This is a genomic window from Pedobacter sp. MR2016-19 (assembly GCF_014947265.1).
In the GTDB taxonomy this organism is placed as follows: Bacteria; Bacteroidota; Bacteroidia; order Sphingobacteriales; family Sphingobacteriaceae; genus Pedobacter.
In genome coordinates this window covers 110047-126596 of record NZ_JADCNK010000010.1, presented here as the reverse complement: position 1 = coordinate 126596, position 16550 = coordinate 110047, and the positions used below count along the sequence as shown (strand labels likewise).

Genomic DNA, 16550 nt, shown 5'->3' with positions numbered 1-16550 from the left:
GTATTATTATATTCTAACAGGAATATGATTCCTTTTTAATTCTTGCTTTAAATCAGGTATCAGGATTTCACCATAATGAAATACCGATGCTGCAAGTGCGGCATCAACATTGGCTTTTTGAAAAACCTCAGTAAAATGCGCCTTACTACCCGCCCCGCCTGATGCTATAATCGGGATATTGATCATTTGATTTACTTTACTGAGCAATCCACAATCAAAACCTGCTTTCGTGCCATCGTGGTCCATAGAAGTTAACAAAATCTCTCCTGCGCCTAAATCCTCAGCCTGTTTAATCCAGTTTTCGGTTTCCAGTTCGGTAATTAACCTGCCGCCATTTAAGTGGACCATGTTTTTGCCGTTTACATGTTTAGTATCGACTGCTAAAACCACAAACTGTACGCCGAAGGTTTTAGCAAGGTCTTCAATTAATTTAGGATTCCTAACCGCGGCCGAATTGATGCTAATCTTGTCGGCTCCTGCATTTAATAACGCTTCGGCATCGGCAATTTCGGTTATCCCTCCACCAATTGTAAAAGGAATATTTAATTGGCGGGCAACTGATTTTACCATTTCAATCATCGTCTTCCGACGCTCGTGTGTAGCGGTAATATCCAGGAAAACCAATTCGTCGGCACCTTGTTGTGCGTATTGTGCAGCCAGTTCAACCGGGTCACCCGCATCGCGTAAATCAACAAAGTTTACGCCTTTTACAGTACGGCCATCTTTAACGTCTAAACAAGGAATTATTCTTTTTGAAAGCATATTTTGTTTGGTTGTCATGCTGAGGAACGAAGCATCCTTTTCATCGGGTGCAGATCCTTCATTCTTCAGGATGACATAAATATTTATGGAATTAAATCGAACTCAAGGCCTTCAAATTCCACTCTTTAATTTCTTCGATGGTAATACGGTCTTCGTAAATCGCTTTTCCTACCACCACACTTCTAATCGGGTATTTAGCCAGTTCGTAGATATCGTCCATCGAACTTACACCACCCGAAGCAATTAGTTTGATCATAGGTGAGTGTTCCAGTAGTTTTTGGTACAATTCAATCGCTGCGCCACCGAGTTTTCCATCTTTGCTGATATCGGTACATAAGAAACGGAAAAACCCTAACGAAAGACATTTGTCAACGTAATCCATCAGCTTAATTGGTGAGCTTTCCATCCAGCCCGAATATTTAATTACTTCATCCAAAACGTCTATTGCAATGACAATGCGGTTGGCGTAATCGTCCTTTTTAGCAAAAGCTTCGCTTAATTGAGGTAAGAAATCAGGATTGGTAATGGCCTGTGTACCCACAATTACACGATGTATTCCAGCATCAAGCAAATTGGTAACCTGCTCAATGGTTCTGATCCCTCCGCCATATTGCACTTTCATATCTGTTTTTTTGATAATTTCGAAAAGTGCTTTTTGATTGCTAAAATCACCTTTAGCTCCATTTAAATCAATAATATGGATGAAATCTGTACCATTTGAACGATATTTTTCTATCATTTCGGGAATAGAAACATCATATTCTGTTTTTTGGTTGTAGTCGCCTTCACGGAGACGGACAACTTTTCCATCCAAAATATCAATAGCGGGTATTATGTACATTTTATAAGCTTAAGTTTGAAAAATTTTTTAATACTAGTTCGCCGGCTTTTCCCGATTTTTCGGGGTGAAATTGAACGCCATAGAAATTATCTTTTTGTACAGCTGCCGAAAACTTCAAACCATAATCAGCAGATGCAATGTCAAAAGTAGGGTTATATTCAATAAAGTACGAATGCACAAAGTAAAATTGTGTATTATCTTCAACACCTTCAAATAATGAATTGTTTTTCGGGCTAACCGCATTCCAACCCATGTGTGGTATTTTGATATTCAGTGACTTATCGAATTTTTTGGTTTTAACCGGAACGACATTCAACAGGGAGGCATCACCTTCTTCTGAGTGTTCCGTAATGAGCTGCATGCCTACGCAGATACCAAGAACGGGTTTCGTCAATTTTTTAATGGCTTCAACCAGGCCCGTTCCCTTTAACTTTTCCATGGCGGCACCAGCATGGCCCACACCAGGAATGATGATGTGGCTATATTTTTCGAGGTCATTTTCTGTATTTACCATGCCGTAGGTTACGTTTAAGCGATCTAAAGCTGCGGTAAGGGAGAAGATGTTACCTGCTCCGTAGTTTATAATTCCAACCATAGTTTTGTATTTCAGATTCCTTTTATTTATGAGGTTTGAAAATGAAAGTCAGCTTTTCATAGGGCCTGTAGTCCCGCTATCGCTTATAGTCCTCGCTACGCTGCGGGCTATTCCGCTTTATCGGGTTTATTTAACAGCGAATGGGCTTTAAAACCCTCCGCCATAAACCTTTCAGCCTTCCACCTTCTTATAACATTCCCTTTGTGCTCGGTAACACCATTTTCTCTGCATCGCGTTTGATTGCCATTTTGATTGCTTTGGCGAATGCTTTAAAAATGGCCTCAATTTTATGATGTTCGTTATCGCCTTCTGCTTTTATGTTTAAATTGCATTTTGCAGCATCACTGAATGATTTAAAGAAATGATAAAACATCTCCGTAGGCATATCGCCAACCTTTTCGCGTTTAAATTCAGCATCCCAAACAATCCAGTTTCTTCCTCCAAAATCGATGGCAACCTGTGCCAGACAATCGTCCATTGGTAAGCAAAAACCATACCTTTCAATGCCCAGTTTATTGCCTAAGCCTTTGGCAAAAGCCTCACCTAATGCAATTCCGGTATCTTCAATGGTGTGGTGTTCATCAATATGTAAGTCGCCTTTAGCAATTACCTCTAAATCTACACTTCCATGTCTGGCAATCTGATCGAGCATATGATCGAAAAAGTTTAAACCCGTTTCAATCTTTGCTTTTCCTGTTCCATCCAGATCCAGATTAATGGTAATGTCGGTTTCGTTGGTTTTACGCTCGTGGTGAATTTTTCGGCTTCCTGCTTTAAGTAAGTTGTAGATATCTTCCCATTTCCTGGTTTCCAGAATAATCACATCCAATAAAGTTTCATGCTTATCTAGCGCTTCAGTAGAACCTAATGCATCATTCTGGCGGAGAAAAATCGCCTTGGCACCTAAATTTTTGGCCAAAACGACATCATTTAAGCGATCGCCGATCACGAAAGAATTTTTCAGGTCGTAATCTTCACTGAAATATTTTGTTAATAAAGCAGTGCCAGGTTTACGGGTAGGAGCATTGTCTTTTGCGAAAGTTCTATCAATCACAATCTCACTAAAATGAACACCTTCCCCTTCAAAAGTATCTAACATGAAATTATGGATCGGCCAGAAATTTTCTTCGGGATTTGAAAGTGTACCCAGTCCATCCTGATTGGTTACCATTACCAGTTCATAATCCAGCTCGGCCGCAATTTTAGATAAATAATATAACGAGCGCGGATAAAATTTAAGCTTTGCAAAACTATCTACCTGTTCATCATCAGGCTCGATATTTAAGGTTCCATCGCGGTCTATAAACAATACTTTTACCCCCTTGCCCTCTTGAGGGGGAACAGGGAGTTGTGTATTTATATTTTGTTCCATAAATTAATGTAGCTTTTAAGTGTTAATTCCTTTAAAGAATTATGGTGCTTAGTATTTGTAATAATTGGTCATTTTCTTCTTTTGTACCCACTGTAATCCTTAAACATCCTTCGCATAAAGTTACTTTAGATCGGTCGCGTACAATGATGCCTTGCTCCACTAAAGTATCATAAATTTTTAAGGCATCGGTAACTTCTGTCAGGATAAAATTGGCGTCAGAAGGATATACTTTTTTGACGATATTTAGTGCGGTTAAAGCCTTGCTTAAACGGTCTCTTTCTGCAACAGATTCTTTAATCCATTCGTTCACCTGAGCGATGTTTTTTAAGGCTTCGAAAGCCAGATCCTGCGTGGCCTGATTGATGTTATAAGGAGGCTTAATTTTGTTCAAAACATCGATCACTTTTGTTGACGAAAATGCCATGCCTAAACGCAAAGCGGCAAGTCCCCAGGCTTTCGAAAAAGTTTGCAAAACTACCAGGTTTCCGTACTCGGTTAACTCCTGAATAAAGGTCTTCTGACGGGCGTAATTTATATACGCTTCATCCACTACAACGATGCCATTAAAGTTGGCTAAAATGGTTTCAATATCTTCGCGGTTTATCGAATTTCCAGTCGGATTATTTGGTGAACAAATGAAGATTAATTTCGTGTTTTTATCAATTGTTTCTGCGATCTTTTCCATGTCCAATTGGAAGTTTGGAAGCAAGTTAACTTTGCGTATTTCTACATCATTTATATTCGCCGAAACTTCGTACATCCCATAGGTTGGCGGCAGCACAATTACGTTATCTTTTCCAGGATTACAAAATGCGCGAAACAATAAATCTATCGCTTCATCACTACCATTTCCTAAAAAAGTATTCTCAATTGGTACACCTTTTATTTTGCTGATTGCATCTTTCAAATCAAGTTGCAATGGGTCAGGATAACGGTTATAATTAGCGGGTAATGGCGAACCATAACTGTTCTCGTTTGCATCCAAAAAAACAGATGCCTGACCTTTAAATTCGTCTCTAGCGGTAGAGTAGGGGCGAAGGTTTTTTATATTTTCTCTTACTAAATCGTTAATGTCCATGTTAATTAAAATGATTGCACAGATTACTTAATTCTTTTTCCTTCGGTTTGATTACGTAGATTATGTGATTACACCGATTGTTTTGTTCTTTTCCTTCGGTATGATTGCACAGATTGTGGGATTACACCGATTTTCATTTTATGGTTTATTATCTTCTGACTTCTGACTTCTGACTTCCAACTCCGGACTCAAAGTTCAATCTAATACTAACAGCATTTTTATGTGCTTCCAGGCCTTCAGCGGCAGCTAGTATTTCAACTGTAGCGCCAATGTTATTTAATCCATCAGCCGATAGATGCTGAAAGGTGATCTTTTTCAGAAAAGCATCGGTAGATACTCCAGAATAAGCTTTTGCAAAGCCACTGGTTGGTAAAGTATGGTTGGTTCCAGAGGCATAATCGCCAACGCTCTCTGGTGTAAAGTTGCCTAAAAATACCGATCCTGCGTTGATAATCAATGGAGTTATGCTTTTGAAATGCTCCGTAGCTAATATTAAGTGCTCTGGTGCATATTCATTCGAAAATTGCATTGCCTCATCCAGGTTTTCAACTAAAACGGCATAAGAATTGGCTATTGCTTTAGCAGCGATCTCCTTCCTAGGAAGAATAGCAAGCTGATTTTCAATTGCTTTTAAGGTTTCAGCGATGATCTGATTAGAAGTAGATACTAAAATAGACTGACTATCAGCTCCATGTTCTGCCTGTGCAAGTAGATCAGCAGCAACAAATGACGGATTGGCAGTCTCATCGGTAATGACCAATACTTCTGATGGTCCGGCAGGCATATCGATGGCCACTTTACTTTGAACCATCGTTTTTGCTGTGGTTACATAGCGGTTGCCAGGACCAAAGATCTTATATACCTGTGGTACGCTTTCCGTTCCGAAGGCCATTGCCGCAACGGCCTGGGCGCCGCCAATTAAGAATAATTTTTCAATCCCCAGCAGCACGGCACAGTAAGCCAGATAACAATTGGTTTTGCCATCACTTTGTGGAGGAGAACACACCACGATTTCTTTACAACCTGCAATGATTGCAGGTGTGGCAAGCATTAAAAATGTGCTCGGTAGAACAGCTGTTCCTCCCGGGATATAAAGCCCCACTTTTTCAATTGCCCTCGATTCTCGCCAGCACACAACGCCTGGCATCGTTTCGATTTTGTCCTCAGTTTTTAACTGCGATTGGTGAAAAGTTTTGATGTTTTGATAAGCCGTATCAATTGCATTTTTTGCTTCAGCTGGTATGGTAGATGCAATTGCGTTTAATTCTTCTGCATTTAAAAACAGCTTCTCCAAATCAACTTTATCAAATGCTTTGGCGAAGTTGAAAAGTGCCTGGTCGCCATCTTTTTTTACCGTGTTGATGATGTCGGTTACCCGTTCTTCAACCAGTTTATCGTCTTCAATCTGCCTAGAACAAAGTTCTTCAATTTTTGATTTAGATAAATCTGTATAATTGTAGATTTTCAATGTTTTATAATTTTAAATTAACTAATAGTTAATGTGAATTTAAACGATTTTACTTGATTATTTTCTCAATTGGCATAACCAAAATACCTTCGGCACCTGCTGCTTTTAAGCTGTTTATTTTATCCCAGAAATCTTCTTCGGCAATTACAGAATGAACAGCAACCCAGTTTGGTTCGAAGAGCGGAACTACCGTTGGACTTTTTACCCCTGGAAGTAAATCGACTACTTTTTGAAGGTTATCTTTTGATACATTTAGTACCACGTATTTGTTAGATTTTGCACTGAGTACAGATCGGATACGTTGAAGCAATTCTGCAACTTCCGGATTGTCGGCTATCGATTTGTTTCCGATTAAAACCGCTTCAGATTGCATCACATCAGCGAATGGTTTTAGCCCATTGCTCTTCAATGTTCCGCCTGTTGATACGATATCAAAAATGGCATCACTTAAACCTAAACCAGGACCAATTTCTACCGATCCGGAAATGGTTCTGATATCGGATTTAATACCCTTTTCCTGTAAGAATTTTTCGAGGATTACGGGATAAGAAGTAGCAATCGCTTTGCCGTTCAATTCTTCCAGTTTTTGAATATTGCTGGTGGCCTGAACAGCTATTTTTAAAGTACATTTTCCGAAGCCTAATTTTTGAAGATAATCTACTTCGGCTTTGGTTTCTACAATTACATTTTCACCAACTATACCCAGATCAGCAATGCCGTCTTGTACATATTCAGGAATATCATCATCGCGAAGGAAAAGGATTTCTAAAGGAAAATTAGTAACGGTTGAGATGAGTGAGCTTTTGTAGTTTTCGAAAGATAAACCACAGTTTTTAAGTATTTCTACAGATTTTTCGTTTAACCTACCCGACTTCTGGATAGCGATTTTAAGTGTTTTCAAAGTATTGAATATAGAGTGAACAAGAAATTATTTTACGGAAAAAAGTTTTGAAGTACAAAACAAACATATCATATCGCCTATCGGCGATGGTGTAAATGTAAGTGATGGTTCAAAGTTAAATTCATAAATTATTTCTGCCAGTATCAATACGTTAGCTGATAAGCACTGGCAAATATAGTGTTTGAAATGATAAAACAAAAAATAATGGCACTTAATTTGCCATTATGCTGTTTTTATTGCTAATAACCCATATTTTGTATTAAAATCTTACTCTTTTGAAAAAGTTTCGCTTTCTAATTCTGCCCTTTGTTTTGTTCATTTCTGCCTGTGGGTGGTTTAAAAGCCCACCAGAGATTGGGAAAGTGCTTTCTGAGCATTTTAAGAATAAAATCTACAAAGATTTCGATACTGTAGCTTATGATAGTATTTTTGTGAAAACAATGGACAGTCTTTCGGGCAAGTTCGTTAATCCTAAAACTATAAAAGCATTTTATGCCAATAATAATGCTCAACCTAAGTTGGTTACGCAATTCTATATTAATGGAGAATTAGATTCATTAGTGAGTTATTTAGATCAAAGCAAGGTGCATGGCTTTAACCCAAAGATCTTTAAAGGAGATGAAATTAAAAGCTTGTTAGCAGTATTAGCCGCCAATAAGTTTAAAAAAGTTGAGGAAAGTTATCCTGTAATTGCCAAATTAGAGCTGCTTTCGGCAAATGCTTATTTAAACTATAATAATTACCTTAAATATGGGGTCGTAAATCCCCGAACTATCTTTTCGCGTTATTACATTAAAGTAAAACGCCCTGACAGCTTGGGGATGATTAATCTTTTAAGTGGTAAAAGTCTTTTGGATACCTTAAGATCTGTTCAACCAAAATCTGTTCAATATAAAGCTTTACAGTCTGCCTATTTAAATACAGATGTGGAAAGTGAGAAGCGTATTTTATTATTGAATATGGAACGTTTCCGTTGGAAAATGCCAGAGACGGGAGGTAACTATGTGCAGGTAAATATTCCTGATTTTAGATTAACCTGGCTCGATAAAACAGATACCGTAATTACGATGAAAGTTTGTGTTGGTGGCAAGCGTGAGAATGGTTATGAAGATAAGCTAAAAGCCTTTGCAAAATCGGGTAATTTAGATGACAAACCGAAGAATCATGAGACACCATTATTGTTCAGTAAAATCAATTCCATTCAGGCCAATCCAATCTGGAATATTCCGGTAAGTATTGCACAAAGTGAGATCTATTGGATGGCAAGAAAAGATCCTTATTATTTATCGAACAGCAACATTAAAGTTTACTATAAAGACAAGCTAATTGGTGAGCCTGATACCATCAATTGGAACAGGTATTCTCGTGATAAATTGCCCTTCAAATTTAAGCAGGGATCAGGTGGTGGAAATGCCTTAGGGAAGTTCAAATTTATCTTCGATAACAGCTCGAGTATTTACCTGCACGATACCAATAATAAGAACGGATTTAACCTAACCAATAGAGCGATTAGTCACGGCTGTGTACGCATCGAAAAGCCGTTAGAATTTGCCGCACTTTTGGTGAAAGATTCTTATGCGTATGATAAGCTTAGGGCAGAGGTAGATTTACCACCGATAGATAGTACGCATATGAAATGGTATAAAAAGCGCATGGCCCAAAAGGCAGATACCACTAAAGCATTTCAATTAAAACCAGCTTGGTTTGCCCCAAAGAAAAATGTTCCATTAATCATTACCTATATCACTGCCTGGTCGCAAAATGACAGGATCGAATACAGACCTGATGTGTATGGTATGGATGAAAAACTTTGGACTGCAATGAAAAAGTTCAGGTAGAATTTAATCAACAGTTTCGATCTTCTTGGTTAAAACGATTAACTTTGTGTTGTTTTAACATAAATTAAGGGATGATCGATCAAAATATTAAAATTGCTGTTGATGCCATTGTTTTTGGCTACGAAAAAGGAACACTTTATGTGTTGGCTGTTCAGCAGCGATTTGGTAAACTGACCGATAGATGGGTTTTACCAGGTGGATTTATTTTAAACAACGAGCCATTGCTTATGGCAGTTGAGCGAGAACTTAAAGAAGAGGCCGGCATAACCGTAAATTACCTGGAGCAATTGGGTACTTTTGGTGATGATATTCACCGTGACGAACGATTTAGGGTAATTTCTGTCGCTTACTTTGCACTGGTTAATCCTAAAAATTTTGTGTTAAAAGCCGATACTGATGCTAAAGATGCCAGGTGGTTTCCTGTTGCTCAAATTCCAAAGTTGGGCTACGATCACAATGAAATGGTTAATCTCGCTCATCAACGTTTAAAAAGCAAACTCACATACCAACCGATCGGTTTTGATCTGTTGGATCAGGAATTTCTCTTTTCCGATCTTGAAAATCTGTATTGCTCCATTTTAGAAAGAGATATAGACCGACGAAATTTCAGAAAAAAAATTCTAAGTTTTGGAATTGTTACAGAAACCGATAAAGTGGTTAAAATGGGTGCCAGTGGCAGACCAGGCAAACTTTTCACCTTCGATAAGACAAAATATAACCAGCTTTTAAAGGGAAATTTCCAGTTCGATATTAGGTTTGCGTAAAATAAACACAAATAATTTTTTGTATTCTAAAAATGATTTTTATATTTGTGTAAATAATACGCAAATATATGTTGAATCTTAATCCAAGTTTTACTCCGCTAGGCGAAAATAACTTAATCGAATACAAATCTTTCTTATTTGCAGGTGGCGAACCACACATTAAAATTTCAAATAATTTTGATGCCAGCCTTCCGGTTACCATTACACACCGAATAAATTCTTTTAATGATTTAGGTATGATCTGCATTACGGTTGATGCCTTGAGAAGAATGGGCGTAAAAGAAATCGAACTTTTTATTCCATATTTTCCGGCAGCAAGGCAAGATCGGGTAATGATTCCTGGTGAGCCTTTATCGGTGAAAGTTTATGCTGATATCATTAATGCCATGGCTTTGGCAAGTGTTACCGTTTTTGATCCGCATAGCGAAGTAACGCCAGCCTTGCTCAATAACTGTGTGACAGTTTCCAATCACGAATTTATAAAACAGGTAACTGCAAAAATTGGAACTGAAGTAAAACTCATTTCTCCTGATGGTGGTGCTTTAAAGAAAATTTATAAAGTATCTGAATTTTTAGGTGGTGCAGAAGTGGTAGAGTGTTCAAAAAGCCGCGATGTGAAAACGGGAAAACTTTCGGGATTTAAAGTATATGCTGAAGATTTAGCTGGTGCCGATTGTTTGATTGTGGATGATATCTGTGATGGTGGCGGTACATTTATCGGCTTGGCAGAAGCATTAAAAGCTAAAAATGCCGGCAAACTTTATTTAGCGATTAGTCACGGCATATTTAGCAAAGGCTTTGATGAATTAGGTAAGTATTTCGAGCAAATTTTTACAACAGATTCGATCAAAGAAGTTGATCATGAAGGGGTAACACAAATAAAACTATTGGAAATTTTATAAAATAATATGAGAACGATACTTCCACCAGCGATTCTTGCACCATCAAATGTATCGGTATTCCTAGCAGGAACAATCGACATGGGGCATTCGATTGATTGGCAACAGAAATTTATTGATCAGGCCAATAAAGAAAAAACTTTGGATGATGTAATCGTTTTCAATCCAAGAAGAAAATCCTGGGATCACACCTGGACACAGAGTATCGAAAATAAACAGTTTAGTGAGCAGGTGAATTGGGAATTAGATGCCATGGAAAATGCTGATGTGATTTTGTTGTTCCTTGAAGCGAATTCCAAATCGCCAATTTCGATGATGGAGTTAGGTTTATTCGCTGATTCTGGCAAATTAATGGTTTGTTGTGAAGAAGGGTTTTGGAGAAAAGGGAATATTGATATCGTTTGTAAAAGGAAAGGAATTGACCAGTACGTTACCTTCGATGAGCTTAGCGCTGCTGTAATTGCAAAGCTTAAAAAGTTTGTAAATATTAAATAAACTCAAAAAAAATGAAAACCACAGTTATCCATAGTTCAATATTCGGCCTGGTAGTTGGCGATGCATTGGGAGTGCCAGTAGAATTTAAGAAAAGGGAATTTTTAAAAAGATTTCCGGTAAAGGATATGCAGGCGTATGGTGTTCATGATCAGCCGTTAGGTACCTGGAGTGATGATAGCTCGCTTACGTTTTGCTTAGCCGAAAGCCTGTGTAGTGGTTATAATTTAGATAATATCGCACAGAAATTCCTTCAGTGGTTTAATGCCGAGATTTGGACCCCTCATGGAAAAGTTTTCGACATCGGTATAGCAACAGATGAAGCCATTAAAATGATAAAGCATGGCGCTGATCCGATTTTATGTGGTGGAGCATCTGAAATGGATAATGGAAATGGATCTTTAATGAGGATTTTGCCTTTGTTGTTTTATTTGCAGGATGAAAAGGATCTTAAGGTTATTTTTAACCGCGTAAAAGAGGTTTCATCCATTACCCATGCCCATTTCCGTTCTGCTTTTGCCTGTTTTATCTATGTTGTTTATGGCTTAGAACTATTAAAAGGAATTGATAAAAGAGAGGCATACTTTAATATTCAGATTAAGCTTAAAAAGTTTATTGCAGAGAATGATTTTGAACAAAAGGAAATTGATCTGTTTAAACGGGTTTTGATGAATGATATCTCTACGGTTCCAGAAAACGAGATTTATTCTTCTGGTTATGTGTTGCACAGTCTCGAGGCTAGCTTATGGTGTATCCTCACTACCGGAACTTATCAGGATGCCGTTCTAAAAGCAGTTAATCTTGGTGACGATACTGATACAACTGGGGCAATTACAGGTGGTTTGGCAGGTTTAATTTATGGTTTTGAATCTATTCCTGAAAAATGGCTTAGTACAATTGTTAAAAAAAATGAAATTGAAGAACTCTGTGAAAAAATGAATGATGTCTATGAAAAAGCAGAAATATAATATTGCAGATATAAAAGCGAATTCTGAATTCCTGTTTTTTTGGGGGCATCAGTCTCCGAAAAATGGAACGATTTCTAAAGCTTGTTTAAGTCAATGGTGGCCATCTCCATTTATTGAAAATGACATCATCTATCAAACAGCCGAACATTACATGATGGCGAAAAAGGCTTTATTGTTTCATGATCAGGAGATTTTTAGGAAAATACTAACAAAAGAATCTCCTAAGGATGTAAAAGATCTTGGTCGACAGATCAGAAACTTCGATGCTGTAAAATGGGATGCTCATAAATACGAAATAGTAAAACAGGGTAACTTGCTTAAGTTTTCTCAAAACGAAGATTTGAAATCTTTTCTTTTGCAAACTAAAGGTAAAGTGCTGGCCGAAGCCAGTCCGGTTGATCCAATTTGGGGGATCGGTTTGGCAGAAGATAATTCAAATGCTTTATTTCCCGGAAATTGGAAAGGTTTAAACCTGTTAGGCTTTGCGCTGATGGATGTTAGGGATGAGATATCAATTAATAAAATTAATGATCAATGAAATATTTTTCAATCGACCGTCATCTCGACTGAAGCGCAGCGGAATGGAGAGATCTATTTAGATAGATTTTCTCGACTGCGTTGCGCTACGCTCGAAATGACGATGTTTTTAAGAAAGCTTGTGGTGGAATAGTTTATAAATAAAAATTCAAAAAATGATTTTAGCCCTAATCAAAGCCGATATAACAACAATTAAAGCCGATGCTATTGTTAACGCGGCAAATAGTTCGTTGCTAGGTGGAGGTGGAGTTGATGGTGCCATTCACAGAAAGGGTGGTAAAGCAATTTTACAGGCTTGTGTAGCTATCAGAAATAAACAAGGGAAATGCAAGACCGGAAATGCAGTAATCACTACGGCAGGCAATTTACCTGCAAAATATGTCATCCATACGGTTGGGCCAGTTTGGAACGGAGAAAGGGAACAAAATAATGCTTTGCTTGCAGATTGCTACCGAAACAGTTTAACCTTAGCTGTTGAAAATGATGTTAAAATTATTGCTTTCCCTAATATCAGTACGGGAATTTATCATTTCCCTAAAGATAAAGCAGCAGATATTGCCATTAATGCAGTAAATAATTTTACACAAAAAGAAAAAATAGAAAAGGTAATCTTCGTTTGTTTCGACGATGAAAATTACCAGCTCTACAAAGAGAAGTTAATTAATAACACTTGAGTCATGGACACTAAAATAACTAAAGGAATCAGCAAGTTGCTGAGCTATATTTTGAGACATTCGCCAGAAACCATAAAGCTAAAGCTCGATGAAAATGGCTGGGCAGATGTGAATGAACTGATTGCCAAATTCGATCTTTATGATCTAACATTAGATTTTGAACTGCTTCAATACGTTGTTGAAAATAACGACAAAAAAAGATTTGCCTTTAACGCGGATAAAACCAAAATAAGGGCAAATCAAGGGCATTCTATCTCAGTAGAATTAAATTTAAATGAAACTGAACCCTTGGAATACTTGTATCATGGTACAGTTGAAAAGTTCCTAACGGATATTAAATTGCAAGGGCTGCAAAAAATGAGCAGACAGCATGTGCATTTAAGTGCCGACAAGGAAACGGCGAATAAAGTAGGTGGAAGAAGGGGAAAACCGGTTATCCTTACTATTAATAGTGGAGAGATGCACAAGGCGGGCTATAAATTTTATTTATCGGCCAACAATGTGTGGCTTACAGATGTTGTGCCTGCTGAATATATCACGTTTTAAAATGGGCAGAACATTAGTAATAGGTGATATCCACGGGGGATTAAAAGGTCTCGTTCAGTTATTTGAGCGTGCAGAAGTAACAAAAGACGACAAACTGATTTTCCTTGGCGATTATGTAGATGGTTGGAGCGAATCGGCGCAGGTAATCGATTACCTGATGCAGTTAGACAAAAGTCATCAATGCATCTTTATCAAAGGCAATCACGATGCCTGGTGTATCGACTGGTTGGAAAAAGATATTGTAGATGAGGTTTGGTTTGTTCACGGTGGTAAATTAACCATGGAGAGTTATCAAGACTTATCTTATGTGACCAGAAAGGAACACCTTGATTTCTTTGAACGGATGCACGATTATTATGTAGATGGGCAGAACAACCTCTTTATCCATGCCGGTTTTTCTTCCATGCACGGACCAGAAAAGGAGCGCTATTCTTCCAATTATTCTTGGGATCGCACTCTTTGGGAAATGGCCCTGACCATGGATACCCGAATTAAAAAGGACTCCGCAATTTATCCGAAACGTTTATTGCTCTATCATGAAATCTACATCGGCCATACGCCAACGCTTTATTACAATGTTAATGTACCAATGCAGGGCTGTAATGTTTGGAATATCGATACCGGTGCTGCATTTACCGGAAAATTGACTTGTTTAGATATCGAAACCAAAGTATTTTGGCAGAGCGATATATTACAAAGCTTATATCCGAACGAAAAAGGAAGAAATAAATAATATTTAAATACATCAAAACCATGAATCCATTATTATTAACAGACGGTTATAAAGTTGACCACCGCAGACAGTACCCAGAAAATACCACATTGGTTTATTCTAACTGGACGCCAAGAAAAAGCAGGCTAGAAAATGTAAACCATGTGGTGCTTTTTGGTTTGCAGTATTTTATCAAAAAATACATCATTGAAGATTTTAATCAAAATTTCTTTAAACAGCCAAAGGAAGAAATTTTAAAGAAATATGCTCGCAGGATCAATAATTACCTGGGCGAAAACCTGGTAGGTACGCAACATATTGCCGACCTACACGATCTGGGTTATATCCCAATGGTATTTAAATCGCTGCCAGAAGGCGCAGAAGTGCCTTTGCGTGTGCCGATGTTTACGATGTATAATACCAAACCTGAATTTTTCTGGCTGACCAATTATTTCGAGACATTACTATCAGCAGTGGTTTGGTTGCCATGCAATTCTGCTACCATCGCAAAACAGTACCGTACTATTTTGGATCAATATGCAGCAGAAACTTCATCCGTTCCCGAATTTGTAGATTGGCAGGGGCACGATTTCTCTATGCGCGGCATGGGTGGAATAGAAGCTGCGGTAACTTCGGCAGCAGGGCATTTATTGAGTTTTACAGGAACAGATACCATCCCGGCTATTGATTTTTTAGAAGAATATTACAAGGCAGATTCAGATAAAGAATTAATCGGTGGCTCGGTAGCTGCTACAGAGCATTCGGTAATGTGTATGGGGACCAATACCGGAGAACTTGAAACTTTTAAAAGACTGATTTTAGAAGTGTACCCGAAAGGAATTGTTTCCATTGTTTCCGACACCTGGGATTTATGGAAGGTGCTGACGGAGTATCTACCTGTTTTAAAAGATGATATTATCGCGCGTCCAGGTAAGGTAGTAATCAGGCCAGATTCAGGAGATCCGGTTGATATCATCTGCGGAAACCTCAGTGGCAAAAGCGAAAATGAGAAAAAGGGCGTAATTGAACTGCTTTGGGATGTTTTTGGTGGAAAAACCAACGAAAAAGGATTTAAAGAACTGGTTCCACAGATTGGTGCCATTTATGGTGATAGCATCACTACCGAAAGGGCTACACAAATCTGCGAACGTTTAAAAGCAAAAGGCTTTGCCTCAACCAATGTAGTTTTTGGTATCGGGTCTTTCACCTATCAGTACAATACCCGCGATACCTTTGGTTTTGCAATGAAAGCCACTTATGGCGAGGTTGATGGTGTTGGTCGTGAGATATTTAAAGATCCAATTACCGACGATGGTACCAAAAAATCGGCTAAAGGTTTACTGCAGATTTTTAAAAATGCCACTGGAGATTACGAATTGAAAGACCAATGCACCTGGGAGGAAGAAGCAAAGGGCGAATTGAAGGAAGTTTTCAGAGATGGCAAATTGTTAATTGATTATTCTCTTGCCGAGATTAGAGAAAGGCTAAAGAATAGTTAACTTCGCCAAGTTTTTTAATCGATCGGTCTTTGGCTGGTCGATTAATTTTTTGAAAGATACCATGCAGAACAATTCCACATTTAACCATCAAGCCGATATTGTAAATAGTGCCATCAGATTTATAAACGCCTGGTTTAAACAATCGAAGGCCATTACAGACGAGCTGAATGATTTTTTCATTCTTCCAGGTAATAAAATTATTGGTAAGGATGTTATTATCGGGCGTTTGAAAGGTGTTTTCGGTCGGTCCGATGAATATGTTGGCGGCAGATACGATATCATCGATGTTAATTTTGAATTAATGAATGAGGGTAAAGGCATGGGCTTTGTTGAAGGGGTTGCAGGTTACAGAGATGTTATTCAAAAACAATCGAAAATTGTAAGCGGACCTTTTAAGCTGTATTTCGCGCTGTACAACGGTGGCTGGAAAATTGTAAATATCGAGTTTCCGGGGTTTAGTTATTGATTTAATCTTATTTAGGACCAGTTAAATTTCGCTTTTCATCGTTAATTGTCATTCTGAACGCAGTGAAGAATCTTTGACATGAAATTTCAGTCGTGCATTTTCCTACCAGTTGGGATAAGATGTAATAATATAAAATTG

18 protein-coding genes are annotated in these 16550 nt (G+C 38.0%); 11 read left to right on the top strand and 7 right to left on the bottom strand.

Annotated features, from left to right (window positions below):
- Positions 1 to 6: 6 nt before the first annotated feature.
- The 7 genes from hisF to hisG form a co-directional block, all read right to left on the bottom strand.
- Positions 7 to 762: an imidazole glycerol phosphate synthase subunit HisF gene (gene hisF / locus IM793_RS14585; RefSeq protein WP_193422535.1), complete on the bottom strand. Its 756-nt coding sequence runs from the start codon at positions 760 to 762 to the stop codon at positions 7 to 9.
- A 91-nt stretch (positions 763 to 853) separates the two neighbouring features.
- Positions 854 to 1603 (bottom strand): 1-(5-phosphoribosyl)-5-[(5-phosphoribosylamino)methylideneamino]imidazole-4-carboxamide isomerase, encoded by a 750-nt coding sequence (gene hisA, locus IM793_RS14580; RefSeq protein ID WP_134203919.1) that lies wholly within the window; start codon positions 1601 to 1603, stop codon positions 854 to 856.
- 1 nt (position 1604) lies between these two features.
- Positions 1605 to 2198 carry an imidazole glycerol phosphate synthase subunit HisH gene (hisH, locus tag IM793_RS14575; protein ID WP_193422533.1) on the bottom strand — a complete coding sequence of 198 codons (594 nt, stop codon included), beginning with the start codon at positions 2196 to 2198 and terminating at the stop codon, positions 1605 to 1607.
- Positions 2199 to 2385: 187 nt separating this feature from the next.
- Positions 2386 to 3570 carry a bifunctional histidinol-phosphatase/imidazoleglycerol-phosphate dehydratase HisB gene (gene hisB, locus IM793_RS14570; RefSeq protein ID WP_193422531.1) on the bottom strand — a complete coding sequence of 395 codons (1185 nt, stop codon included), beginning with the start codon at positions 3568 to 3570 and terminating at the stop codon, positions 2386 to 2388.
- A gap of 31 nt (positions 3571 to 3601) precedes the next feature.
- Positions 3602 to 4648 carry a histidinol-phosphate transaminase gene (gene hisC, locus IM793_RS14565; RefSeq protein ID WP_193422529.1) on the bottom strand — a complete coding sequence of 349 codons (1047 nt, stop codon included), beginning with the start codon at positions 4646 to 4648 and terminating at the stop codon, positions 3602 to 3604.
- 148 nt (positions 4649 to 4796) lie between these two features.
- Positions 4797 to 6116 carry a histidinol dehydrogenase gene (hisD, locus tag IM793_RS14560; protein ID WP_193422527.1) on the bottom strand — a complete coding sequence of 440 codons (1320 nt, stop codon included), beginning with the start codon at positions 6114 to 6116 and terminating at the stop codon, positions 4797 to 4799.
- A gap of 49 nt (positions 6117 to 6165) precedes the next feature.
- Positions 6166 to 7017, bottom strand: a complete 852-nt coding sequence (hisG, locus tag IM793_RS14555; RefSeq protein ID WP_029278663.1) for an ATP phosphoribosyltransferase — start codon at positions 7015 to 7017, stop codon at positions 6166 to 6168.
- 275 nt (positions 7018 to 7292) lie between these two features.
- Here hisG and IM793_RS14550 point away from each other — a divergent pair, with 275 nt between their 5' ends.
- From IM793_RS14550 to IM793_RS14500, 11 genes are all read left to right on the top strand, one after another.
- Positions 7293 to 8855: a L,D-transpeptidase family protein gene (locus tag IM793_RS14550; RefSeq protein WP_132394851.1), complete on the top strand. Its 1563-nt coding sequence runs from the start codon at positions 7293 to 7295 to the stop codon at positions 8853 to 8855.
- 71 nt (positions 8856 to 8926) lie between these two features.
- A complete protein-coding gene (locus IM793_RS14545; protein WP_193422525.1) occupies positions 8927 to 9619 on the top strand; it encodes an NUDIX domain-containing protein in 693 nt (230 codons plus the stop codon).
- A gap of 68 nt (positions 9620 to 9687) precedes the next feature.
- Positions 9688 to 10521: a ribose-phosphate diphosphokinase gene (gene prs, locus IM793_RS14540; protein ID WP_193422523.1), complete on the top strand. Its 834-nt coding sequence runs from the start codon at positions 9688 to 9690 to the stop codon at positions 10519 to 10521.
- A gap of 6 nt (positions 10522 to 10527) precedes the next feature.
- Positions 10528 to 11013: a nucleoside 2-deoxyribosyltransferase domain-containing protein gene (locus tag IM793_RS14535; protein ID WP_193422521.1), complete on the top strand. Its 486-nt coding sequence runs from the start codon at positions 10528 to 10530 to the stop codon at positions 11011 to 11013.
- An 11-nt stretch (positions 11014 to 11024) separates the two neighbouring features.
- Positions 11025 to 11978 (top strand): ADP-ribosylglycohydrolase family protein, encoded by a 954-nt coding sequence (locus tag IM793_RS14530; RefSeq protein ID WP_193422519.1) that lies wholly within the window; start codon positions 11025 to 11027, stop codon positions 11976 to 11978.
- Positions 11959 to 12516, top strand: a complete 558-nt coding sequence (locus IM793_RS14525; protein WP_193422517.1) for an NADAR family protein — start codon at positions 11959 to 11961, stop codon at positions 12514 to 12516. The genes IM793_RS14530 and IM793_RS14525 overlap by 20 nt, the downstream gene beginning before the upstream one ends.
- 154 nt (positions 12517 to 12670) lie before the next feature.
- Entirely contained in the window at positions 12671 to 13189 is a 519-nt protein-coding gene (locus tag IM793_RS14520) for an O-acetyl-ADP-ribose deacetylase (protein ID WP_193422515.1), read from the top strand.
- Between the two features lie 3 nt (positions 13190 to 13192).
- A complete protein-coding gene (locus tag IM793_RS14515; protein WP_193422513.1) occupies positions 13193 to 13735 on the top strand; it encodes an RNA 2'-phosphotransferase in 543 nt (180 codons plus the stop codon).
- A gap of 1 nt (position 13736) precedes the next feature.
- Positions 13737 to 14468 (top strand): metallophosphoesterase family protein, encoded by a 732-nt coding sequence (locus IM793_RS14510; protein WP_193422511.1) that lies wholly within the window; start codon positions 13737 to 13739, stop codon positions 14466 to 14468.
- 20 nt (positions 14469 to 14488) lie between these two features.
- Complete coding sequence (locus tag IM793_RS14505) at positions 14489 to 15946, top strand: nicotinate phosphoribosyltransferase (RefSeq protein WP_193422509.1); 1458 nt, start codon at positions 14489 to 14491, stop codon at positions 15944 to 15946.
- A 61-nt stretch (positions 15947 to 16007) separates the two neighbouring features.
- Positions 16008 to 16412 (top strand): hypothetical protein, encoded by a 405-nt coding sequence (locus tag IM793_RS14500; protein ID WP_193422507.1) that lies wholly within the window; start codon positions 16008 to 16010, stop codon positions 16410 to 16412.
- Positions 16413 to 16550 lie beyond the last annotated feature (138 nt).

Bases quoted from the DNA above. Each gene is read 5' to 3' on its own strand.
- IM793_RS14505 (WP_193422509.1), top strand. From the start codon at position 14,489: ATGAATCCATTATTATTAACAGACGGTTATAAAGTTGACCACCGCAGA.
- hisB (WP_193422531.1), bottom strand. From the start codon at position 3,570: ATGGAACAAAATATAAATACACAACTCCCTGTTCCCCCTCAAGAGGGC.
- IM793_RS14530 (WP_193422519.1), top strand. From the start codon at position 11,025: ATGAAAACCACAGTTATCCATAGTTCAATATTCGGCCTGGTAGTTGGC.
- hisF (WP_193422535.1), bottom strand. From the start codon at position 762: ATGCTTTCAAAAAGAATAATTCCTTGTTTAGACGTTAAAGATGGCCGT.
- IM793_RS14500 (WP_193422507.1), top strand. From the start codon at position 16,008: ATGCAGAACAATTCCACATTTAACCATCAAGCCGATATTGTAAATAGT.
- hisA (WP_134203919.1), bottom strand. From the start codon at position 1,603: ATGTACATAATACCCGCTATTGATATTTTGGATGGAAAAGTTGTCCGT.
- prs (WP_193422523.1), top strand. From the start codon at position 9,688: ATGTTGAATCTTAATCCAAGTTTTACTCCGCTAGGCGAAAATAACTTA.
- hisH (WP_193422533.1), bottom strand. From the start codon at position 2,198: ATGGTTGGAATTATAAACTACGGAGCAGGTAACATCTTCTCCCTTACC.
- hisC (WP_193422529.1), bottom strand. From the start codon at position 4,648: ATGGACATTAACGATTTAGTAAGAGAAAATATAAAAAACCTTCGCCCC.
- IM793_RS14545 (WP_193422525.1), top strand. From the start codon at position 8,927: ATGATCGATCAAAATATTAAAATTGCTGTTGATGCCATTGTTTTTGGC.
- IM793_RS14525 (WP_193422517.1), top strand. From the start codon at position 11,959: ATGAAAAAGCAGAAATATAATATTGCAGATATAAAAGCGAATTCTGAA.
- IM793_RS14535 (WP_193422521.1), top strand. From the start codon at position 10,528: ATGAGAACGATACTTCCACCAGCGATTCTTGCACCATCAAATGTATCG.
- IM793_RS14520 (WP_193422515.1), top strand. From the start codon at position 12,671: ATGATTTTAGCCCTAATCAAAGCCGATATAACAACAATTAAAGCCGAT.
- IM793_RS14510 (WP_193422511.1), top strand. From the start codon at position 13,737: ATGGGCAGAACATTAGTAATAGGTGATATCCACGGGGGATTAAAAGGT.
- IM793_RS14515 (WP_193422513.1), top strand. From the start codon at position 13,193: ATGGACACTAAAATAACTAAAGGAATCAGCAAGTTGCTGAGCTATATT.